Source organism: Methylobacterium sp. GC_Met_3 (genome assembly GCF_026540775.1).
Lineage (GTDB): Bacteria > Pseudomonadota > Alphaproteobacteria > Rhizobiales > Beijerinckiaceae > Methylobacterium.
Genome location: NZ_JALNUL010000028.1, coordinates 1 through 19,989 on the forward strand (window position 1 = coordinate 1; position 19,989 = coordinate 19,989).

The window sequence follows — 19,989 nt, forward strand, 5'->3', positions numbered from 1 at the left end:
GGTGTGCGTAGCCAGATCCTCGGTGTGTCAACCTGAGTGTTCGCTGGAGAAGGCGTTGTTAAGGCCGTCGCTCAGCATGCTGTCGAGGATCTGGGCATGGCCCATGCAGTCGCCCCATCGACCGTCCTCCATCAGGTACGGTGCCCGGTCCATGTTCTCCGTCCCGCCCGCCAACGCAACATCGTGGTGGCCGAGCCGGATCTCGTCGGTGGCCGTCGCGATGGCCTGGGCGCCGGAGCCGCAGACCCGGTTCACCGTCAGGGCCGGCACCGAGACAGGGACGCCCCCGTTCACCGCGGCCTGGCGGGCCGGGTTCATGCGGTTCCCGGCCTGGACGACGTTGCCCATCGTCACGCTTCCGAGCCTGCCGCCGTCCAGCCCCGAACGGCGAAGGGTCTCGCGGATCGAGGTCGCGCCGAGCTCGGTCGCGACAACGCCTTTCAGGCTCCCGCCATAGGCGCCGATAGCAGTCCCACGGGATTGCAGAGGACGATGTCACGCATGGTCAGGCCTCCATGTCCATCAAAAGCGTGGCGTCAACAGATCTTGTACCAGTCGGACACATCCCAGGTTCGGTCTGGCTTAGCTGGGACGCTAGTGTCGGGCGTGTCGACGATGAGGCAGGTCATCGTCGCCTTTGCGTAGGTCTGCCCGTCGCCATCAGCGAGCTGCGCCTCGGCGACCATCCGCTGTTCCCCAACGTCGATGATCTTGGCCGTTACTACCAGGGCGTCCAAAGTGGCCGTCACGGGACGCAGGTAGCTGATCCGGGTGTCCAGCGTCGTGTAGGTCCGACGGTCCGGCAGGACGGACTGGAACGCAGATCCGAGCGCCAAGTCGAACAGGGCAGCCACGGTGGTGCCATCAGCCGGACCGAAGGGATTGTAGAGATAATCGACAGGCCTTCGGCGCAGCGTGGCGTTGCCCTCGGTGACCGAAACGAATTCGATGCCGAGTAGGCTCATTGAGGGCGGTGGCAGGATCTCCCCCGCGACCATGGCGCGGAGCAGGGTCATTCCAGGCCCTCCACCTCCGCGACGGCCGGTGCCGCCGCGGGTTTTGGGCGCGGCCGGGGGCATGTCGGCTTGGAGCGCATTTGCATCTGCGTTTGGCTTGAGATCGTCCATGGGGTGCGAACTCCAGTGCCGTGCCTGAGGTTACCTGGTCGGACTCATCCAGGGCAGTCTCGCCACAATAAATATTATGATCAACATCTATTATCACAACAGCAGCGCGTCAACCGCCGTGTCAGTTCATTCGCGGATGTCTCGCTTCCGGGAGCGTGGCCCTCAGCTGGTGGGCATCCGTCTCAGGACGATGCTCGCGTTCACGCCCCCGAATCCGAAGCCGTTCGAGAGGGCGTAGTCCACGGTTGCCCGCCGCGCCGTCGGACCGATCAGGTCCAGGCCGTCGGCGGCCTCATCGGGGTCTGTCAGGTTGAGCGTGGGCGGGAGGACGCCCTCGCGCAGCGCCTGGACCGTGATGATGGCCTCCAGGCCGCCCGCCGCGCCGAGGAGATGCCCGGTCGCTGACTTGGTCGAGGAAATCGCCGGGCCGCCTTCGCCGAAGACGGACCTGAGCGCCGCCAGTTCGCCCGCATCGCCGACCGAGGTCGCGGTGGCGTGCGCGTTCACGTAGCCGATGGCGGCGGGTTCGAGCCACGCCATCGCCAAGGCCGTGGTGATCGCCTGCCGGGCGCCGCTACCGTCCGGAGGGCAGGCGGTGAGGTGGTAGGCGTCGGCGCTGGTCCCGTACCCGACCAACTCGGCCAGTGGGACCGCGCCCCGCCCCAGGGCATGCGACAGGGTCTCCAGCACGAGGATGCCAGCACCCTCGCCCATCACGAACCCGTCACGGCGCCGGTCAAATGGGCGGGAGGCCGTCGCCGGCGTGTCGTTGAAGCTGGTGGAGAGACTTCGGGCCGCGGCGAAGCCGCCGAGCGCGACGTGGTTGATGCATGCCTCCGCGCCGCCGCAGACGACGACATCCGCCTCGCCGCTGCGGATGAGACGCATGCCGTCGCCGATGGCTTGAACGCTTGCCGCGCAGGCGGTGACGGGCGCCCCGAGCGGTCCCTTGAACCCATACCGGATGGAGACATGCCCCGCGGCCAGATTAACCAGGAAGGCCGGAACGGTGAATGGAGAAAGGCGCGTCGCACCACGTGTGCGAACCGTTTCCACCGCATCTGTAATGGTTTGGAACCCACCGATGCCGGACGCTACGACGGTGGCGGTCCGGACACGCTCCAACTCGCTGGATGGCTTCCAGCTAGACTGTCGCAGCGCCTGATCCGCCGCCATCAGCGTGAACTGGATGAAGCGGTCCATCTTCCGGCGGTCCTTCACCGGGATGAGGGCATCCGAATCGAAGCCGTCGGGATCCTCGTCCTTCGAAGGGACAATCCCACCCACTTTGGCGTCGATATCGGGGACGATGTCGTCGGGCAGGCGCCTTACGCCGGACTCGGAGGCGATCAGACGGCGCCACATCCCCTCAACGCTGCAGCCGAGCGGGGAGACCACGCCCATTCCGGTTACCACGATCGGCTCACGCATCGGCATTGACCTGTTTCATCGTGAAGCGCGCGAAGACACGGCGCGCATGTTGTTCGGATCGCATCATCGGTCCACTCGATCAGGGCTTTCGGGACGCAAGCGCCGAGGTCCCTGAAACCATGCCCGTGAATGTCAGCTGGCGACTGAAGAATGCGCCGCCTGGAGCAGGTCGCTCGCCAGCGTCTCGTCGTTGATGGCCCGTGCCAGAACCACGGCTCCGACGAGCGTCGACAGCGTCGCGAGGGACTTCTGCCGACGGCGCACTCGCGATGCCTTCGGGGTCAGGTTGGCCAGGATAGAGGCCAAGCGCTCGACGCCGTGTGTGAACCGAGCCCGAACGGGGCTGCCCGGCGCTTCCCGCGAGATGTCGTTCGCTAGAGCTGCAAGGGGACATCCCTTCCCGGGTGCCCGGACGTGCCCTAGGGAAAGGTAGTTCGGGAGGATGGTGTTCACGTCCCTGCTTCGATCCTCGCTAACCGCAGCATCGAACGCCTCGGCCGCCAGGGCGTCCTTGTTGGCGAATTGGCCGTAGAAGCCGCCATGGGTCAGGCCAGCAGAGGCCATGATGTCGGCAACGCCGACGCCGTGTAGGCCGCGCTCGCGAAACAGGGTCGCCGCGGCCTCGACGACGCGCTGACGGTTGAGCCTGGCCTGCTCCTGCGAAACTTTTGGCATGCCCTGCACCTTCGACCTTCCGACGCCCAATATACATTAAGATCATCATCAAAAAAGGCGAACCCTAGACAGCTCGCTACGAGGCCAACAAGAGACGACATGCGACCGGCTTGAGCGGGCGGGGCTGGAGAGCAGCCCGTCCGGCGTAGGTGTTATCGGGGCCGTGAGGCCGGAGCCGGCGTCGACGCGGCGTCAATCGCGGACACGGTCCGATCGCTTGGGCGGAGGAGCCGCGTTGGACGATCCGCAAATCTCTCGCCGGTCTGCGCGTCAACGACGACTGCCGTGACCTCTTTGCCGGTCTTGGCGTCAACGATGCGGCTCAACGGTCCTCCAACATGATGTCGACGCTCCCATTCGCCGAGCGCGAACAGCACGGGAAGGAAGTCTCGGCCAGATACCGAAAGCACATACTCGTCGCGTGGCGGCCGCTCGCTGTAGCGTCGCTTCTCAAGGAGGCCGGCATCGGTCAGCGCCTTGAGGCGCCGGGACAGGATGTTGGGTGCGATCCCAAGGCTCGCCCGGAACTGGTCGAAGCGCGTCTGTCCGGCGGATGCGTTCCGCAGGACCAGCATGCTCCAGATGTCACCGACACGCGCTAAGCCATGTGCGATTGGGCACGTGGTTGATGAAAGTTTCTCGATGTCCATTGCAAAAGAATAGCGACTCGCTACTCATTTGCAAGCGACGTCCGGCCTGGGCGCTGGGAGACATCGACATGAGCATACAAGCGAAGGGTACTGCGGTCATCACCGGAGCGTCGTCCGGGATTGGAGCGGTTTATGCGGACCGTCTCGCCGCCCGTGGCTACGACCTGGTCGTGGTGGCGCGTGACGTGGAGCGTCTTGATGCCCTGGCCGCCAGGCTGAAGCAGGACACCGGGCGAAACGTGGAGGTCATGAGGGCCGATCTCACAGATCGTGAAGACCTGCGGGCCGTCGAGACGAAATTCGCGTACGATCCCTCGATTACCCTCCTCGTCAACAACGCGGGCATGTCCCTCCACGGCGGCCTGCTCGACACCGAGCCAACGGCGCTGGAGCGCTTGATCGCCCTCAACATCACGGCCCCCACGCTTCTGGCGGCCGCGGCCAGCAAGGCTTTTGTCGCTCGGGGTACCGGCGGGATCATCAACATCGCGTCCGTGCTCGCGCTCGCACCCGAGATGTTCGACGGCGTCTACAGCGGGTCCAAGGCGCACCTGCTCAACCTCTCCCTGTCCCTCGCTAGTCAGACGAAAGACAAGGGCGTGCAGGTCCAGGCCGTGCTCCCGGGTGCGACTCGGACCGAGATCTGGGAACGGTCCGGCAAGGACATCGACGCGTTCCCCGCGGAGATGGTGATGGGGGTGGACGACCTGGTTGACGCCGCCCTGGTCGGGTTCGACCGCGGCGAGATCGTGACCATCCCACCGCTTCCGGACGAGGGCCAATGGAAAGCCTTCGACGAGGCCCGTCTAGCGATGGGACCGAACCTGTCAAAGCGTGACGTCGCCGAACGTTATCGCACCCCGATCGCGGCCTGAATTTGCTCCGTCGGCGCCGTGGTCCGGGTACACGAAGGTCGCCTAAAGGTGATGCTCGGCACTGGTCCAAGGCCTGCGGCTCGGCGGTGCGTAGCTGCGGAGCCTGGGTACGCGCCGATACTCCGCCGACGAGGTCTGGCCTCGCACAAGGCCGACACGCAGGAGTGTGCCGGCCTTGCGGATGCGAAAATCCCGGCGATCCGGGCCAGACCGCCCGCCCCGGTTTCGAAGCAGCGAACGGAAGCTCGCCCCCGGTCGACGATCCCGATGAGATGTCGCGTCGCGCAGTTGTAATTGGAGACTACGATGCACCCTGGTGAACTCGCCGCGAGTTCCGTCGACCCCATCGCCGAAGGCGAGTCGCCCGTTCCAGCGGAGTCGCGGATTGCTCGGCCGGTTCGGCCGAACCAAGTGCTCGCAATCGTCTGCGTCGGCATCGTGCTGGCCAACCTCGACCTGTTCATCGTCAACGTCGCGTTGCCAGACATTGCCCGGGACTTCCGGGGTGCGGACCTGCAACAGCTGTCCTGGATCTTGAATGCCTACGCCATCGTCTACGCGGCGCTGTTGGTGTTCTTCGGACGGCTCGCCGAACGCTATCGCCGCGACGCCAGCTTCTTGCTCGGCGTGGCTCTGTTTACGCTCTCCTCGGCAGCCTGCGCCGCCGCGACGAGCGTCGGGATGCTGGTGGCATTCCGCATCGTCCAGGCCGCCGGCGCCGCGCTGATGACGCCGACGTCGCTCGGCCTCCTGCTCGCGACCTTCCCGGCCGAGCGACGCGGTCACGCAGTGCGGACCTGGACGGCCATCGGCGGCTTCGCCGCGGCGCTGGGCCCCGTCGTCGGCGGCCTGCTCGTAGCATGGAGCTGGCGCTGGATCTTCATTGTGAACGTGCCGATCGGCGTCTTCGCGCTCGTCATCGGCATACGGAAGTTGCCGTCCATCCCCGGTCACGCTGCGCGCCGGCCGGATGCCTGGGGGGCGCTGCTCGTCACGCTCGGCGTCGGCGTCCTCACCTTCGGGATCATGAGCTCGGCCGAGTGGGGCTGGGCATCGGGCGCCACCATGCTGACCCTGGCCTCGGCGGTCGTCCTGCTCGCCTTGTTCGTCGTCGATTGCCTGCGGTCGGACAACCCACTGGTCGACCCGAAGCTGTTCCGCATCGTACCGTTCACCGGCGCGGCGCTGATCCTAGCGCCATACTCCGTCGCCTTCGGCGCGATGCTGCTGTCGATTGCGCTCTGGCTTCAGGAGGGCTGGGGCTGGTCGGGACTCAAAGCCGGCCTGACCATCGCGCCGGGGCCGTTCCTCGTTCCGGTGACGTCTCTCCTGGTGGCGGGTCGTCTGATTGCCCTGATCGGTCAGGCGGCCGTCGTGGCGCTCGGCATCGTCCTGTTCGCTGGCGGCCTGATCTGGTGGGCTCTCGTGCCGGGGCTCGACCCGAACCTTCCCGCGGCGCTCGTCGGCATGACGTTCCTCGGGGTTGGCGTCGGCTTGGCCTTCCCGACGCTAATGGGCGTGGGGACGGCCGCGCTACCCCCCTCGTCCTTCGCCACCGGCTCGGGCGTCTTGAACATGGCGCGCCAGACCGCTCTCGCTCTCGGCGTGGCGATCTTCGTCGCCGTGACGGGCACGCCGGGCACGCCCGCCGTTCGGTTGATCGCCTTCGAGCGCACGTGGTGGTTAATGGCGGGTTTGACGCTCGCTTGCCTCTGGCCGGTGATGCTGTTGCGGCGTCCGCGCGCGCACTCCAGCTAACAGGCCTGGCCCCTCCAGGCGGCTCATCGCGCCTCAGACGCGCAGCTCGATGCGCTCCCCCGACAGGACTGCGCGTCGGGCCGGTGGTCAGTCTCGTCCTCGACGTAGTCGACGGCGGCTTTCCGGCTTCGGAACAGGCCGCCAGCGCGCCCGTGGATCTCGATGGCGACACAATGGCCCTCGGGGTCCTGGCCGACCATGAACCGGGCCGCATCCGAGACCGGGGCCTCTGCATGGATGGCGGGGACTTGAATGGTGGGAGACATCGTGTGTCTGGGGTTCGCGCGGCCCTCTGGGAACCGCCCGACTAAGCTGTGCCCGAACGCGTTAGGGTTCGAGCGGGAAGCGGAGCCGATCCTCTCGCGTAACGGCGGCGCGTTGCCCAACTGGGCCTCAAGGCTTGGCAGGCGGGTGGGGGATTGTGTGCGCGTAAGTTGGCGTTGCCGCGCGTCCGTGAGGCGTTGCTCCCCCTGGGCCTGACGGCTCTGCTCGTGCTCGGTGCCATCGCGGCCTTCTACCTGACACGTCCCACGACCCTGACCATCGTGGTGGCGCCGAGCGGCGGGACAGAGCTGGCGCTGCTGCGGGCCTACGGCGACGAACTTGCCCGGCGGAAGCTCGGAATCCGGCTGAAGGTGGTCGCGTACGGCGGGGTGCGCGAGAGCGCCGAGGCGCTCCAGGTTGGCAAGGCCGACCTCGCGGTGGTTCGGTCGGACGTGGTGATGCCGGGCAACGGCCTCACCCTCACGGTCCTCCGGGAGCTCGCCGCCTTCGTAGCGGCGCCGGGCGCCTCCGGCATCAAGGGCATCCCGGACCTGGCGGGCAAACGGCTGGGAATGCTGGCGAGCCGGACGGCCGACAGAGCCCTGGTCGGCAACCTCGCGGCCGACTACGGCTAGAGCTCCTGGCAGACGCGCCGGCCGATGCTGTGCCCAAGAAAGCTGTCGTGCTCGTCCCGTTGCAGGAGGCCGAGGTCGCAGCCGCGCTTCGGGACGGTCGCATCGACGCGATGGTGCTGGTAACGACAGCCACCTCCCCGGCCGCGCGTAGGGTCGTCGGCCTGGTACGGGATGCCAGCGGGGACGATGAAGTCCTATTATTCGGCATCTCCGCACCGCGGCGGTCCTGGCGCGCTGGCCACGCCTGCAGTCCGTCACGGTGCCTGCCGCCCTGTACGGCGGCAACCCGCGCCTGCCGGGCGAGGACGTCGCGACCGTGGGCTTGTCCTATCGGCTGATGGCACGGGCCGAGCTGTCGCGCAGCCTGGCCGCCGAGGTCACGCAGCACCTGTTCGAGATGCGCGCGGCCCTCGCCGAGACCGTGCCCGCGGCCGAGGACGTCAGCCACCCGGATTATGAGGACACGGCCGATGCCACCAGCGCCCGCCTGCCCATCCACTACGGCGCCATCGCCTACTACGAGCGCGAGCAGGAAACCTTCATCGAGCGCTACGAGAGCTGGATCTACCTCGTGGCCATCCTGGGCGGCGGCCTGGGCTCGACGGCGGCTTGGCTGCGGCAGCGACTTGGACGCATCCGCCGGGAGTGGATCGAGGTGGCGACGGCGCGCCTACTCGAACTCCAATCAGAGGCACGCGGGGAGACCGACCGTGAGCGCCTTGAGAGCATGGCAGGCGAGGTAGACGACCTCGCAGGCAGCATCGCGCGCCACGCCCTGAACAGGCCGACCGAGACCCGGACGCTAGGAGCCGCCACGCTGGCCATCGACGCCGCCCGCTCGACGATCCGGCGCGCTATTGTTCGTGAGGGATATTGCTCGTTAAATGACCGAGCCTCATCCCTCGACGTCCGCTTACAGGATACAAGCAAGGACGGGTGAATGACCGGGATGGGCGCAAAGCGGAACGTCCGCTTTCGGTTTACGGCAGCGCTACCCTGCTCTGGCATGCCAAACTCCACATCCCTACCAAATTTCAGCCGATCGCAAGTTTGCAGCTTAGATACATTATCCCTGACAGGGCCCCGATACATCACATCAATAAAAATGCGAACGCAATCGCTGCGATGGTGATCTGTTGATCTAGGCAAACTAAAATCTATATAGATTTAGCTGATACATCGTATCAGCGGCGCCTTACCCCGACCAGGAAATTGGTTGCCCCTCCACACACGAGCTATTCATTTCAAATCGCTATAGGTAGAGGCAATCTCCTCTCGCACCTCTTTTTCACCCCTCCAGCTCCTCTCCGTCAGGGTGAAGCGCTACAGCCAAGCAACAGATCGTCATCTGTCCTGTGTTCGTTCGACGAGCTGAAACGGTCGGCCACCTGCACCAAGTAGAGACAAGCTCTTACCCGCCAAAATAAAAGAGACAGCTCCCTATGAGCCCCGAGCCTCCACCGCCAGCCATGCGGGACGGAGATCGCCGGGTCGCAAGCCGAAGGGCATCGGTATAAAAAAGCGGTACCGTACTTCACGGACCGCAGGATGGAGGGAATGGGTAGCCCCAGACCTCCAGAACGACCCCGATGCCCCGCGGATCGAGCGGACGGGTCCGTCCGCGCTGGCCGTCCAAGCTGACGGGAAGCAGTGTCTAAAGGCCGACCGCACAGCCCCGGCCTACCTGTCGCAAGGTTGCACCTCGATCCGCCGGTCGACCGACGGCGTGGCTCCGGGATCCGGACATCCTCGGTAGAGCGTGGCTTTGCCGCTCACCGGCAAAGCCTTGCCTGCAGCAAGCCGATCTCCCTCAAACGTCCACCAAGATCCGGGGCAGGACAGGGAGCACTGACCCCGTATCTCCGCCGCTGCCCGGCTGCGGCCCCACCCAAAGCTTTTGTGAAAAGCCGTCGTACCTACGGGAATCCCGCCCCGAGGCCGCCAACGCCGTGGCTGCACCGGAGCCTGCCTTTCATGCCTACCAACGACCTGCACGCCCGTCTCGCCGCGACCATCCTCGAGCAGCTCGAGACCGCCGACCCCGCTTCATGGACGCCGCCCTGGCACGGCGCAGATCCGATGCCGTGCAACACCCGCACCGGTCGGCGCTACCGCGGCATCAACGTGCTTGCGCTGTGGTCTGCCGCCCAAGCCCATGGCTACACCAACGCAAGCTGGGCGACATACCGGCAGTGGGCGGCGCTCGGCGCGCAGGTCCGCCAGGCCGAGCGCGGCACCCTCGTGCTGTTCTACAAGGAGCTGCCCCGCGGGACTGACGCCGATCCCGCCGATGGCACCCCCTTCGTCGCCCGCGCCGCCTACGTCTTCAACGCCGCGCAGGTCGATGCTGCCCCGCCGCCTGCAGATGCGCCTGGGGCCAGCGTCACCCCAGACCCACTGCCCGCCTTCGACGCGTTCGCGGCGTCTACCGGCGCCGCGATTCAGCATGGTGGCAACCGCGCCTGCTACATCCCAGCCACCGACACGATCCACCTACCGCCCCGCACCGCCTTCCGCACGCCGACGGGCTACGCCGGGACCACCGCCCACGAGCTCGTGCACTGGACCGGCGCGCCCCACCGTCTCGACCGTGACTTCACCGGCCGGTTCGGTGCCCGGGCGTATGCCGCTGAAGAACTCGTGGCAGAGCTCGGCGCCGCCTTCGTACTGGCGGATCTAGACATCAAAGTACATGGACTGAAACGGACCCCAAGTCGGCTGGTGGGGGCAATGCGCGTGCCGCTCGATCATCGCCGCGAAGTCGACCTCGCCGGTTTCAGGATCGAAACTCGGCCCGCGTTCTTTAGCCGACTCAGCTTTGACATGGTGACCCGGGGGCACGCCGACCTGACGTGCTGCCGGACCCAGCGCCTGAGAGCAGCCAACGCGCTTCATTCCCAAGACTAGGCCTGGATTGCGCCACGGAAACGCGATCAAATCACCCAGCCGCACTGCTTGTCGTACTGGGCTGTTCTGCCAAGCGACGACGACAGCGCTCCAATCGAAGCCTTTCATCTGGTAGTGGAAGCCGATCCAGTTTCGATAACTGCTGTGCCTGTTGTGCCGACTGACATAAACGGCGTTTGGCACGGCGCCCTTCATACGGTTACTGACTCAGGTGCGCTGCACCCACTCACGAAAGGCTGGCCCGTAGTTCGGCCAGTCCGGCCTATCGAGCGGCACATGGACCTGCATATGTGTGTGCAGCGCACCATCTGGACCTGCCTCGTGCACATAGAAGTAGGCCGGCGGTAGATCGCGCTGACTGAGCCAGTCGTCCAAGCATTTCTGAAACGAGCGAAACGCAGTCTTTGTCTCCTGCAAGCTAGTGCAATCGAGCAAGCTCCAGTGCAGGGTCACGGACGTGTCGCCGTTTATTCCCGAGCTCTCCGCGAAGTCAGCCGCCGCATACTGCGAGGCGAACTCCTCAATCGAGATCAGACTAGGCTGCGGGCCCATTGGATCCCACAGGAACGGCTTGACGGCCCGTCCCTGCAATTTCCTGACACAGCAATATGGCCTCCGCCGCTGCTCTGCCTGCAGTTCATACGCGTCGGCGACATCACATTCCGCCGGATCGTGCCCATGAACGGCGACCAGCAACTGCCCCTTCTCGCCGATGCCGCTGAAGCAGTAGTTGTGATTCGCTGACGGACCACCGGCATCCCACACGGCGGCTTCATGAGCCTCAGCATCGCGGTAGTTCTCTGGGTTCACGTGCCTGTTCGCCCGACGCACGATCACGCCCCCGTTGTTCTTCGAACTACGACACTCAAGATACGACTTCGCCCGTGCAGTACAACGCCCACGCCTCCATTAGCGCGCGACGCTTCTCCAGCGCATCCCCACGCCGATACGCCCGTTCGACCGCATCCCCGACGAGATGCGCTAGCGCCGCCTCTGCCACCTCTGGCGGAAACGCTGTCTCCTCCCCCGCCCAATCCCGAAACGCGGAGCGGAACCCGTGCGGTGTATCCGTCACCCCAGCCCGGCGCAGCACCATCTCCAGCGCCATCACGGACAACCCTTTGCCAGCGCGCTGTCCCGGGAACACGAACGGGTTGTCGCCGTCCACCGCGGCCAACTCCCGCATCTCGGCCACGATCGACAGCGCCCGCGCGCGCAGTGGCACGCGATGATCCCGCTCCGCCTTCATCCGCGCTGCCGGGACCGTCCACACCCGCGCTGCCACGTCGATCTCGGACCACCGCGCCCCCAGAACTTCGCCCGAGCGCGCCGCAGTCAGGATCGTGAACTCCAGCGCCCGCCCCGATACGCCCGTGCCCTCGCGCAGTCGCGCCACGAACGCCGGCACTTCCGCGTAGGCCATCGCCTTGTGGTGCCCCCGCGTCAGCCGATGCCGCTTGGGCAGCAGCAGGTCGAGGTGCCCACGCCAACGTGCCGGGTTCTCCCCCGCGCGCAGACCCTGCGCCTTCGCCGCGTCGAGCACCCGCTCGATCCGGCCGCGCAGCCGCGAGGCCGCGAGGCCGTCTCCGGCTTCGTCTGCCAGAGAGGCTTCAGCACCCCCACCACGTCGTTCGTCGTCACCGCGTCCACCGCCACCGACCGCAGCGGCGCCGCGTACTCGCGCAGCGTCATCTGCCACTGCGCCACGTGCTTGTCGTTGCGCCACTGCACCCGCATCGCCTCGACGAACTCATCCGCTTGCTCGCCGAACGTTGGCACCGCGCGTACGTCCGTCTGCTTGACCTCCAGCGGATCGCGCCCGTCTGCCACCAGTTCGCGCGCCCGCGTCGCCGCTTCGCGCGCCCGGGCCAGCGGCACGTCCCGCGGGGTACCCAGCCCCATCTCGCGCAGCTTCCCCCGCTAGCGGAACAGGAACACCCACCGACGCCGACCGTCCTTCGAGATCGAGAGGTACAGGCCCCCGCCATCGGCATGGCGACCTGGGTCGGCGAGCGCGGCGACCTTGCGCGCCGTGAGCTGGTTGAGCTGCCTTGCCGCCATCGTCTTCGTCCCGTGCGCTTGTCTGGCGGCCCCAACAACGGCCCCAATACGCGGCGTGGATGCTACCGAACGCCAGCGGACGAGGCCAGACGTCAGCACAAATAAAGCGCAACAAATACAAGGTGATAAGTGAACGCACGCGGATCTTGCCGGACGCCAGCGTACATGAGTTTTGCGGCCTCCGTCTCCGCCATTCAGGGCGACCAACTCGCTGAAACCGCCGCTTGTTCTTGGCCCACCGGCCTGAAGGCCCCCATCGATCCCATGGATCTGCGTGAACCCCTTTCAGGGCCGAGGCCAAGCGAACACCCCCTGGATATGCAGGCTGTCGACGGCGCCCGGCAGGATGGTGTCGTTCATACGCAGCTCGGGGCGTCCGTGTGCTTCGACGGGCTCTCCGACCATGCGCCCGATCTGCTGCGTTCTGTCAAAGACGTCGCACCGCCCCGTCCCGGGGCCCGGCAGGTCGCCGGCGGTCTTCTGGAGCCCGTCACTGTGGATGACGCAGACGAACCTCCGGGCGGTCCACGGCCGATGCCCTCTGCGCCGGCAACACGCTGTGCCGTTCGCGGCGTTCGCCCCTTCGGATGTGTGGCGTCCGGCGGCCCAGGGATCCACGTCCGCCCTTGAATGATGCGCCCCTAATTGATAGCTTGCTATCGATGCGATAGGCCGTCTGATGTGGTCCATCGCAATCGCCCGGGGGCGCGAGATGACGGCCGAAACCCTCCGCCAGCTCCGTCTGGCCTACACCCAAACGCTGCTACTGTCCGGGCGCCAGTGGCGGCGGCTGGCCAATGCGGCGACCGAGGCGCATGGCATCTCGGAAGCCAAGGCCATGCCGCTGGTTCTGATCGCCCGCATGGGCGGCGCGCCGCGTCAGACCACCCTGGCGGACGCGATCGGCATCGAGGGCCCGTCGCTGGTGCGGCTCCTGGACCCACTGGAAAAGACGGGCCTCGTCGCCCGCCGGGAGGACCCGACTGACCGGCGCGCGAAGGTGCTGACCCTGACGCCGGCGGGGCAGGCGGTCGTGGCGCGGATCGAGGCCGATCTGGAGCGCCTGCGGGATGCGGCCTTCGCCAAGGTGAGCGCCGCCGACTTGGAGGCGGCCTTACGGGTGTTCCAGGCCCTGCAGGACCATATCGGCGGCGCGGTCGCGCTCGACGAGGCGGAGGCCGCGGAATGACCCTTCCGGGCTGGCGCGACTGGGCCTTCGCGCTCAAGACCTTCGGAGCCGGCATGCTGGCCCTGTTCCTGGCGTTCTGGATCGACCTGCCGAACCCCTACTGGGCGCTCGGCACCGTCTACATCACCAGCCAGGTGCTTGCCGGCGCCACCCGCTCCAAGGCGCTCTACCGGGTGCTCGGCACCCTGCTCGGCGCCGTGGTCACGGTCGCCCTCGTGCCGAACCTCGTGAACGCGCCGGAACTCCTGACGCTCGCCATCGCGGCCTGGGTCGCGACGTGCCTGTACGTCTCCCTGCTCGACCGCACCCCGCGCAGTTACCTGATGATGCTCGGCGGCTACACGGCGGCGCTGATCGGTTTCCCGGCCGTGGGCGAGCCCGGGACGATGTTCGATATCGCCGTGGCCCGGGCCGAGGAGATCACCCTCGGCATCCTCTGCGCCAGCCTCGTCAACACGGTCGTGCTGCCGCAATCGGTGGCGCCGGTGATCTCCGGCCGGCTCGACCTCTGGCTGCGCGACGCGCGGGGGTGGGCCATCGACGTCCTCGCCCGCACCCGCGCGTCGCGGGACACGCAGGCCACCCGGCTGAAGCTCGCCTCGGATGCGGTCGCGTTCGATGCCCTGGCGACGCCGCTGCGCTACGACATGACCGGTGCGGAGCGCTCGGCGGAGGCCATGGCGACCCTGCGCCAGCACATGCTGATGTTCCTGCCCATCGCCTCCGCGGTCTCGGACCGCATCGAGACGCTGGAGCGGGCGAACGCGCTGCCGCAGCGCCTGCGCACCCTCCTCGACGCCACGGCGGCCTGGCTGGCGGCCGGAACCACCGAGCAGGCCGCGTCCGACCGCCTGAAGGCCGAGGCGGACGCCCTCGAACCGGGGCTCGGCGCGCGGCCATCCTGGGACGCCCTCGTGCTGGCGAGCCTCCTGGTGCGGCTGCGCGACTTCATCGACCTGCGCCAGGACGCCCGCATCCTGCAGCGGCACATCGCGGACGGCACGCCGGTCACCGAGGACCTGACCTTCCGGTACACCGCGGCGGCGCGCACGATCCGCCACCGCGACCACGGCATGGCGCTGCTGTCGGCTCTGGGCGTGTTCCTGACTGTCTTGGTCACCTGCGCGATCTGGATCGCGACCGGCTGGCCGCACGGCTCGGCCGCCCCGATGATGGCGGCGGTCGGCTGCAGCCTCTTCGCCGCCCAGGACGACCCCGCGCCGTTCATCGTGAGCTTCGCCAACTCGGCCATCCTCGGCGCCCTCGGGTCGGGCGCCTACCTGTTCGCCGTCCTGCCGCTGGCCACTTCCTTCGAGATGCTCGCGCTCGCGCTGTCCCCGGGCCTGCTGATCTGCGGGGTGTTCATGGCCCAGCCCAAGACCGCACCCCTGGCGATGGGCGCGGCACTCAACGGCTCGGCCATGATCGCCCTCCAGGGCAGCTACACGGGCGACTTCGTGGCCTTCGCCAATTCGTCCGTCGCGGTCATCGTCGGGATGTGGGTCGCCGCCATCGTCACCCGTCTCGTCCGCTCGGTCGGCGCCGGCTGGTCGGCGCGGCGGTTGCGGGCCATCAACCGCCGCAGCCTCGCCCGCGCCGCCGAGCGCCAGGGCGCGCAGAACGGCCTCGAACTCGCGGCCCTGATGCTCGACCGGGTCGGCCTGATCGCGCCGCGGCTGGCCGCCCTACCGTCCGACGACGCGGAATGGACCGCCGACCTCCTGGCCGAGGTCCGGGTCGGCATCAACGTCGTGGAGTTGCGGCGCGACCGACGACAGCTCTCGGAGCCGGCCCGGGCGGCCGTCGAGGCGCTCCTGGCCGCGCTGGCGCGCCACTTCGGAGCCGAGCCGGGAAATCCCGCCCCAGACCTGCTCGACACAATCGACGCGGCCCTCGACGCGGTCTCCCGCGATGCCCGGCAGGCGCCCAGCCGGGCCGCCTTGATGGGGCTCGTGGGCATCCGGCGCGGCCTGTTCCCGGACGCGCCGGCCTACCGTTCGGCGCTGACCACCACCACGCATCCGGAGCTCGCGGCATGACGGGTGAACTCGATCTCTACGGGGTCTTCGTGCCGAGCCTCGCGGCCTGGATGCTGATCGCCTTCGTGGTCAGCCTGCCCCTGCGCCGGGTGCTGGCCTGGGCCGGGTTCTACCGCATGGTCTGGCACCGGCCCCTGTTCGACCTCGCCCTCTACGTCGTGCTCCTCGGCCTGGTCGTCTCGGTCGCGGTGCCGCTCACCTCCTGATCGGCGGGCACGTCCGGCCGCCCCGCCTCGCCCCCGCACAGATCTTCCGGATCCACCCCATGCCTCGGTTGCTCGCCCTCCTGGTCCGCCTCCTCGTCACCCTCGGGATGGTCGCCGCCGCCATCGTCGTCGGGCTGGCGCTGTGGGACTACTACATGGAGGCGCCCTGGACCCGGGACGGGCGTGTCCGGGCCGACGTGGTGCAGGTGGCCCCCGACGTGTCCGGCCTCGTCACCGAGGTGCTGGTCGCCGACAACCAAGTGGTGAAGCGGGGCGACGTGCTGTTCCGCATCGACCCGGAGCGCTTCGATCTGGCCCTGCGCCAGGCCGAGGCGATGGTCGAGGGCAAGCAGGCGACCGCCGAGCGGGCCGCCGCCGACTACGTCCGCTATCAGAAGCTCAGCGACGCCGCCGCGTCCCAGCAGCGGGTCGAGGCGGCCCGGGCGTCCGACCTGGAAGCCAAGGCGGCCTACGGACAGGCTTTGGCCGACCGCGACCTCGCCAAGCTCAACCTCGAACGCTCCGCGGTGAAGGCCTCGGTCAACGGGCGCATCACCAACATGGAGTTGCGTCCAGGCACCTACGTCACCACCGGGCGCGGGGTGATGGCGCTGATCGACAGCGACACGCTGCGCGTCGAGGGCTACTTCGAGGAGACCAAGCTCCCGCGCATCCACGTGGGCGACCGGGCCAGCGTCCGCCTGATGGGTGAGAATTCCACGCTGAACGGCCGCGTGGAGAGCTTCGCGGGCGGCATCGAGGACCGCGAGCGCACGGCCGGCTCGAATCTGCTGGCCAGCGTCAACCCGACCTTCGCCTGGGTCCGGCTGGCCCAGCGCATCCCGGTGCGGATCAAGCTGGACGACGTTTCCGACGAGACCCGCCTGGTCTCGGGGCGCACCGCGACGGTTGCAGTGGAAGCCGCGGGCGAGAGACCGCATTTCAGCCTGTTCGAGTCCTGGCGCGGGGCGCCGGAGCCCGCAGCCCCGGTGACGAAAAGCCGTTGAGGCCCTGCTGGCGACCCCATCTTTCAGAGGGGCAGACGTATCTGGAGACGGACCATGGCGACACCCGCTTCGAGCCAGACCCCGGTCGGGCCGGACCGCGTCCTGGCCGAGGCGCCCTACCGGATCGGCGCGGTGAGCCTCGTCGTGCGCGACCTCGCTGCGCTCACGCGGTTCTACCGGGACATCCTCGGGCTCCGCATCCTCTTGGAAGCCGATGGCGCTGCGCACCTCGGAACGGGCGATGCGCCCCTTCTCGTCCTGCGGCACGACCCGGATGCGCGGCCACGGCAGCCCCGCGAGGCCGGCCTGTTCCACACCGCGTTCCTGCTGCCCGGCCGGGGCGACCTCGGTGCTTGGCTCCCGCACGCCGAGAAGCGCGGCATCGCGCTCACGGGTGGTGCCGACCATCTCGTCAGCGAGGCCGTCTACCTCGACGATCCCGAAGGCAACGGCATAGAGATCTACGTCGACCGGCCCGCCTCCGCATGGCCGCGGGCTCCGGACGGCTCGGTCGAGATGCGCAACGAACGGCTCGATCATGCCGGGCTCGTCGGTGCCGCCGCACGTCCCTGGTCGGAGATGCCGGCGGCTGGGTGCGTCGGGCATGTCCATCTCCAGGTGGGCGATCTGGATGTCGCGGAGCGCTTCTACGCGCACCTGCTCGGCTTCGACGTGATGTGCCGCTATCCCGGCGCCCTGTTCCTGGGGGCGGGCGGCTATCACCACCAGCTGGCCGGCAATGTCTGGAACAGCCGTGGCGCCCCGATGCGCTCGGACGGGACGACGGGCCTCGCGGAGGTCGCGCTGCTTACGGACGAGCAGACGCTCGCATCGGCGCGGGTTCGATGCAGCGAGGCGGGCGTAGCTACCAGCGCGGACGGGGACGCCCTCGTGGTCCGCGATCCGTGGGGAACCCACCTTCGTCTGAAGCCGCAGCCGGGGCGTTGATCCGCTCAGGCCCGCGGGATGGACACCCCGCTCCGTTCGATCTGGCCCAGGACCCGATGCAGATCGAACGGCTTGGGCAGGAAGGTCGCACGGGCCGGAAGGGCCTCGCGGCTGACCGGCGCTTCCCCGGAGACCACGAAGAGGAGCGTTGGCGGGAATCGTTCGCGCACGTAATGCGCGAGCTTCAACCCGTCCATGTCGCCGGGCATCTGCACGTCGGTCAGTACGACGCGGATCTCCCCGTGCCGCGCGAGCAGCGCGATCGCCTCCTCGGCGTTGCCCGCCTCGAACACGCGCCAGCCCCGCTCCGCGAAGAAGTCGACGATGTCGAAGCGCAGGAGCGCCTCGTCCTCGACCACGAGCACCGTCTTGTCACCGATCGGCGTCCTCTGCCCCACCGCTACCCGTTCCCCCCTTCGAGAATCGCATCGCCCAGGCGGGCGTCCAGCGTGAACGTCAGCCCGTCCGGCCGGTACTCGGTCTCGGCCGTCCCTCCGAAATACGAGCGCAGGGAGCGCTCGATCAACGTCGAGCCGAACCCACGCCGGGTGGGCTTCGCGACCGGCGGGCCCCCCTGCTCGCGCCAGGTGAGGCGGAAGCGCGCCTCCGGTCCCGTTCCGTCCACCTGCCAGGCCAAGTGAACGCGTCCGGCCTCGGCCGAGAGGGCACCGTACTTGGCCGCGTTGGTGGCGAGCTCGTGCAGGGCGAGGGCCAGGGCGATGGCCACCTGCGGCTGCAGGGTGACGGCGGGCCCGTCGAGGACGATGCGGGTGCCAAGTTCACCGTGCGGCGCCAGGGCATGCTCGGCGAGGGCGCACAGGTCGGCCGAGCGCCACGACGCCCCGGTCAGCACGTCGGTGGCAGCCCCCAGCGCGACAAGGCGCGCGGACAGGTTCTCGCTGGCGGAGGGCAGGTCCGTGGCGTTGCGCAGGGTCTGCAGGGCGATGGACTGGACCACCGCCAGCACGTTCTTCAGCCTGTGGGCCAGTTCGCCGTTCATCATCCGCATGTCTTCCTCGGCTCGCTTGCCGGCGCGGAAGTCGCGGGTGACGGTGCCGTAGCCGAGGGTGTTCCCGTCCGGATCGGTGACGGGGAACATCGCGTAGAGCACGGGGATCGGCTCGCCCGTGACGAAATGGCGGACACGCAGCTCGCCGGCCCAGTGGCCGTCCCGCCCGACCGCCGGCAGGACCTCGTTCGCCACGATCGCCGCCTCCTCGGGCGGGAAGAAATCCGCGATGACGAGTTCGGTGATGTCGGCTGCGCCGAGCCCGACTAGTTCGCGGGCTGCGTCGTTCATGTAGAACATGCGCCCATCGACATGCGCCATGCCGATGAAGTCGGTGCTGTTCTCGGCCAGCCGCACGAAACGGTCGCGCTCCTCCTCGCTCTCGCGCAACGCCGTGATGTCGCGCGACACCGACAGGATGCGCTGCGACGTGCCATCCAGGCCCCGGATCGGACTGACCGCGACGTGCCACCACTTGGGCGTGCCCCGCATGGTGCTGGCGCGTCCCACGAAGCTGGCCGAGCGTCCCTCGCGCGCGCCCTGTACCGCCGCGAGCGCGTCGATGTGGCCGCTGCCGGTCCAGAAGTCCGGCCACGGGCAACCGACGATGGCGTTGAAGTCGCTGACTTCCATCACACGCTGACCGCCATCGCTCATGAAGGTCAGCTTGCCGTCGAGGTCGAGCACCTTGATGCAGTCGGTCGAGCTGGCCAGGACGCTCGTGAGAAAGGCTTCCCGTTCCGCCGCATCCGCCGCCGCGCGGAGCAAGCCGTCCCGTGCGGCATCCGAGGCGCGCAGCGCCTGCCGCAGGACGACCACGAGCCCGACAAGGCCGGACGTCGTCGCGGCGTAGAGCGCGGATGCGGCCCACCGGATCGACGTGAGGTTGCCGGACGCGGGCGGGTCGAGGAGCACGTAGCCGGCACAGAGGGTCGAGAGCAGCGTGGCCCACAGCCCGGCGCCGCCCCCCAGCAGCAGGGTCACCACCACGACGGCGGGCGTGAACAGGAACCACGGGGCGAATTCGGCGAACAACGCGGAGCGCAGCAGGGCGACGGCAAAGACCGCCAGCGCCGCGATGCCGTATCTCAGCAGAAGGGGCGGCGGGCTTGCGACGACGCCAGCGCGGAGTCGAGAGAGGGCGAAGGCCGAAATGGTCGTGGTCTCACTGGCCCATGACGGTCAACGTCAGGTCCGTCCCGTTGCCG

Annotated in this window: 16 protein-coding genes and 4 pseudogenes; 9 read left to right on the plus strand and 11 right to left on the minus strand. The window is 68.0% G+C overall.

The annotated features are described in order from the left end of the window. Positions 1-30: 30 nt before the first annotated feature. The 5 genes and pseudogenes from OXS27_RS23185 to OXS27_RS23205 form a co-directional block, all read right to left on the minus strand. A pseudogene (locus OXS27_RS23185) lies at positions 31-509 on the minus strand (beta-ketoacyl synthase N-terminal-like domain-containing protein); the annotation flags it as partial. A gap of 27 nt (positions 510-536) precedes the next feature. Continuing rightward, on the minus strand, positions 537-1,016 hold the full coding sequence (locus OXS27_RS23190) for a PaaI family thioesterase (RefSeq protein WP_267358942.1): 480 nt from the start codon (positions 1,014-1,016) through the stop codon (positions 537-539). A gap of 273 nt (positions 1,017-1,289) precedes the next feature. After that, the gene (gene fabF / locus OXS27_RS23195) at positions 1,290-2,558 is read right to left on the minus strand and encodes a beta-ketoacyl-ACP synthase II (RefSeq protein ID WP_267358944.1); all 1,269 of its coding nucleotides are present in this window, start codon (positions 2,556-2,558) and stop codon (positions 1,290-1,292) included. 132 nt (positions 2,559-2,690) lie between these two features. Beyond that, positions 2,691-3,233 carry a TetR family transcriptional regulator gene (locus OXS27_RS23200; protein WP_267358946.1) on the minus strand — a complete coding sequence of 181 codons (543 nt, stop codon included), beginning with the start codon at positions 3,231-3,233 and terminating at the stop codon, positions 2,691-2,693. Positions 3,234-3,385: 152 nt separating this feature from the next. Further along, positions 3,386-3,877, minus strand: a complete 492-nt coding sequence (locus OXS27_RS23205; protein ID WP_267359012.1) for a helix-turn-helix domain-containing protein — start codon at positions 3,875-3,877, stop codon at positions 3,386-3,388. A gap of 5 nt (positions 3,878-3,882) precedes the next feature. Here OXS27_RS23205 and OXS27_RS23210 point away from each other — a divergent pair, with 5 nt between their 5' ends. Both OXS27_RS23210 and OXS27_RS23215 read left to right on the plus strand, forming a co-directional pair. Beyond that, positions 3,883-4,758 carry an SDR family NAD(P)-dependent oxidoreductase gene (locus OXS27_RS23210; protein WP_346733008.1) on the plus strand — a complete coding sequence of 292 codons (876 nt, stop codon included), beginning with the start codon at positions 3,883-3,885 and terminating at the stop codon, positions 4,756-4,758. Between the two features lie 306 nt (positions 4,759-5,064). Next, the gene (locus tag OXS27_RS23215; RefSeq protein ID WP_267358948.1) at positions 5,065-6,516 is read left to right on the plus strand and encodes an MFS transporter; all 1,452 of its coding nucleotides are present in this window, start codon (positions 5,065-5,067) and stop codon (positions 6,514-6,516) included. Between the two features lie 33 nt (positions 6,517-6,549). On the opposite strand, the pseudogene OXS27_RS23220 reads toward OXS27_RS23215, so the two are convergent. Then, positions 6,550-6,782, minus strand: a pseudogene (locus OXS27_RS23220) (hypothetical protein). Between the two features lie 210 nt (positions 6,783-6,992). Here OXS27_RS23220 and OXS27_RS23225 point away from each other — a divergent pair. Both OXS27_RS23225 and OXS27_RS23230 read left to right on the plus strand, forming a co-directional pair. Then, positions 6,993-8,355, plus strand: a pseudogene (locus tag OXS27_RS23225) (TAXI family TRAP transporter solute-binding subunit). A gap of 1,034 nt (positions 8,356-9,389) precedes the next feature. Beyond that, positions 9,390-10,322: a zincin-like metallopeptidase domain-containing protein gene (locus tag OXS27_RS23230; protein WP_267358949.1), complete on the plus strand. Its 933-nt coding sequence runs from the start codon at positions 9,390-9,392 to the stop codon at positions 10,320-10,322. A gap of 207 nt (positions 10,323-10,529) precedes the next feature. Here OXS27_RS23230 and OXS27_RS23235 read toward each other — a convergent pair whose 3' ends face one another. The 3 genes and pseudogenes from OXS27_RS23235 to OXS27_RS23245 form a co-directional block, all read right to left on the minus strand. Continuing rightward, the gene (locus OXS27_RS23235) at positions 10,530-11,132 is read right to left on the minus strand and encodes a hypothetical protein (RefSeq protein WP_267358951.1); all 603 of its coding nucleotides are present in this window, start codon (positions 11,130-11,132) and stop codon (positions 10,530-10,532) included. 55 nt (positions 11,133-11,187) lie between these two features. Continuing rightward, positions 11,188-12,224 (minus strand): annotated as a pseudogene (locus tag OXS27_RS23240) (site-specific integrase). An 18-nt stretch (positions 12,225-12,242) separates the two neighbouring features. Further along, positions 12,243-12,383: an integrase arm-type DNA-binding domain-containing protein gene (locus OXS27_RS23245; RefSeq protein ID WP_267358953.1), complete on the minus strand. Its 141-nt coding sequence runs from the start codon at positions 12,381-12,383 to the stop codon at positions 12,243-12,245. Positions 12,384-13,095: 712 nt separating this feature from the next. On the opposite strand from OXS27_RS23245, the gene OXS27_RS23250 reads away from it, so the two are divergent. Genes OXS27_RS23250 through OXS27_RS23270 form a run of 5 tightly spaced genes read left to right on the plus strand, consistent with a single transcriptional unit; the run spans position 13,096 to position 17,772 of the window. Continuing rightward, the gene (locus tag OXS27_RS23250; protein WP_267359016.1) at positions 13,096-13,572 is read left to right on the plus strand and encodes a MarR family transcriptional regulator; all 477 of its coding nucleotides are present in this window, start codon (positions 13,096-13,098) and stop codon (positions 13,570-13,572) included. Next, positions 13,569-15,611 (plus strand): FUSC family protein, encoded by a 2,043-nt coding sequence (locus tag OXS27_RS23255; RefSeq protein WP_267358955.1) that lies wholly within the window; start codon positions 13,569-13,571, stop codon positions 15,609-15,611. Before OXS27_RS23250 ends, OXS27_RS23255 begins: the two co-directional genes overlap by 4 nt. Next, positions 15,608-15,817, plus strand: a complete 210-nt coding sequence (locus OXS27_RS23260; protein ID WP_243926271.1) for a DUF1656 domain-containing protein — start codon at positions 15,608-15,610, stop codon at positions 15,815-15,817. The genes OXS27_RS23255 and OXS27_RS23260 overlap by 4 nt, the downstream gene beginning before the upstream one ends. A gap of 59 nt (positions 15,818-15,876) precedes the next feature. Next, positions 15,877-16,824 carry an HlyD family secretion protein gene (locus OXS27_RS23265; protein WP_243926269.1) on the plus strand — a complete coding sequence of 316 codons (948 nt, stop codon included), beginning with the start codon at positions 15,877-15,879 and terminating at the stop codon, positions 16,822-16,824. Between the two features lie 54 nt (positions 16,825-16,878). Beyond that, positions 16,879-17,772, plus strand: a complete 894-nt coding sequence (locus OXS27_RS23270) for a VOC family protein (protein WP_267358960.1) — start codon at positions 16,879-16,881, stop codon at positions 17,770-17,772. A 5-nt stretch (positions 17,773-17,777) separates the two neighbouring features. Here the strand turns inward: OXS27_RS23270 and OXS27_RS23275 are convergent, their stop codons facing one another. Further along, positions 17,778-18,170 carry a response regulator gene (locus OXS27_RS23275; RefSeq protein ID WP_243926265.1) on the minus strand — a complete coding sequence of 131 codons (393 nt, stop codon included), beginning with the start codon at positions 18,168-18,170 and terminating at the stop codon, positions 17,778-17,780. Between the two features lie 2 nt (positions 18,171-18,172). Next, complete coding sequence (locus OXS27_RS23280) at positions 18,173-19,816, minus strand: HWE histidine kinase domain-containing protein (protein ID WP_267358963.1); 1,644 nt, start codon at positions 19,814-19,816, stop codon at positions 18,173-18,175. Positions 19,817-19,989: the final 173 nt, after the last annotated feature.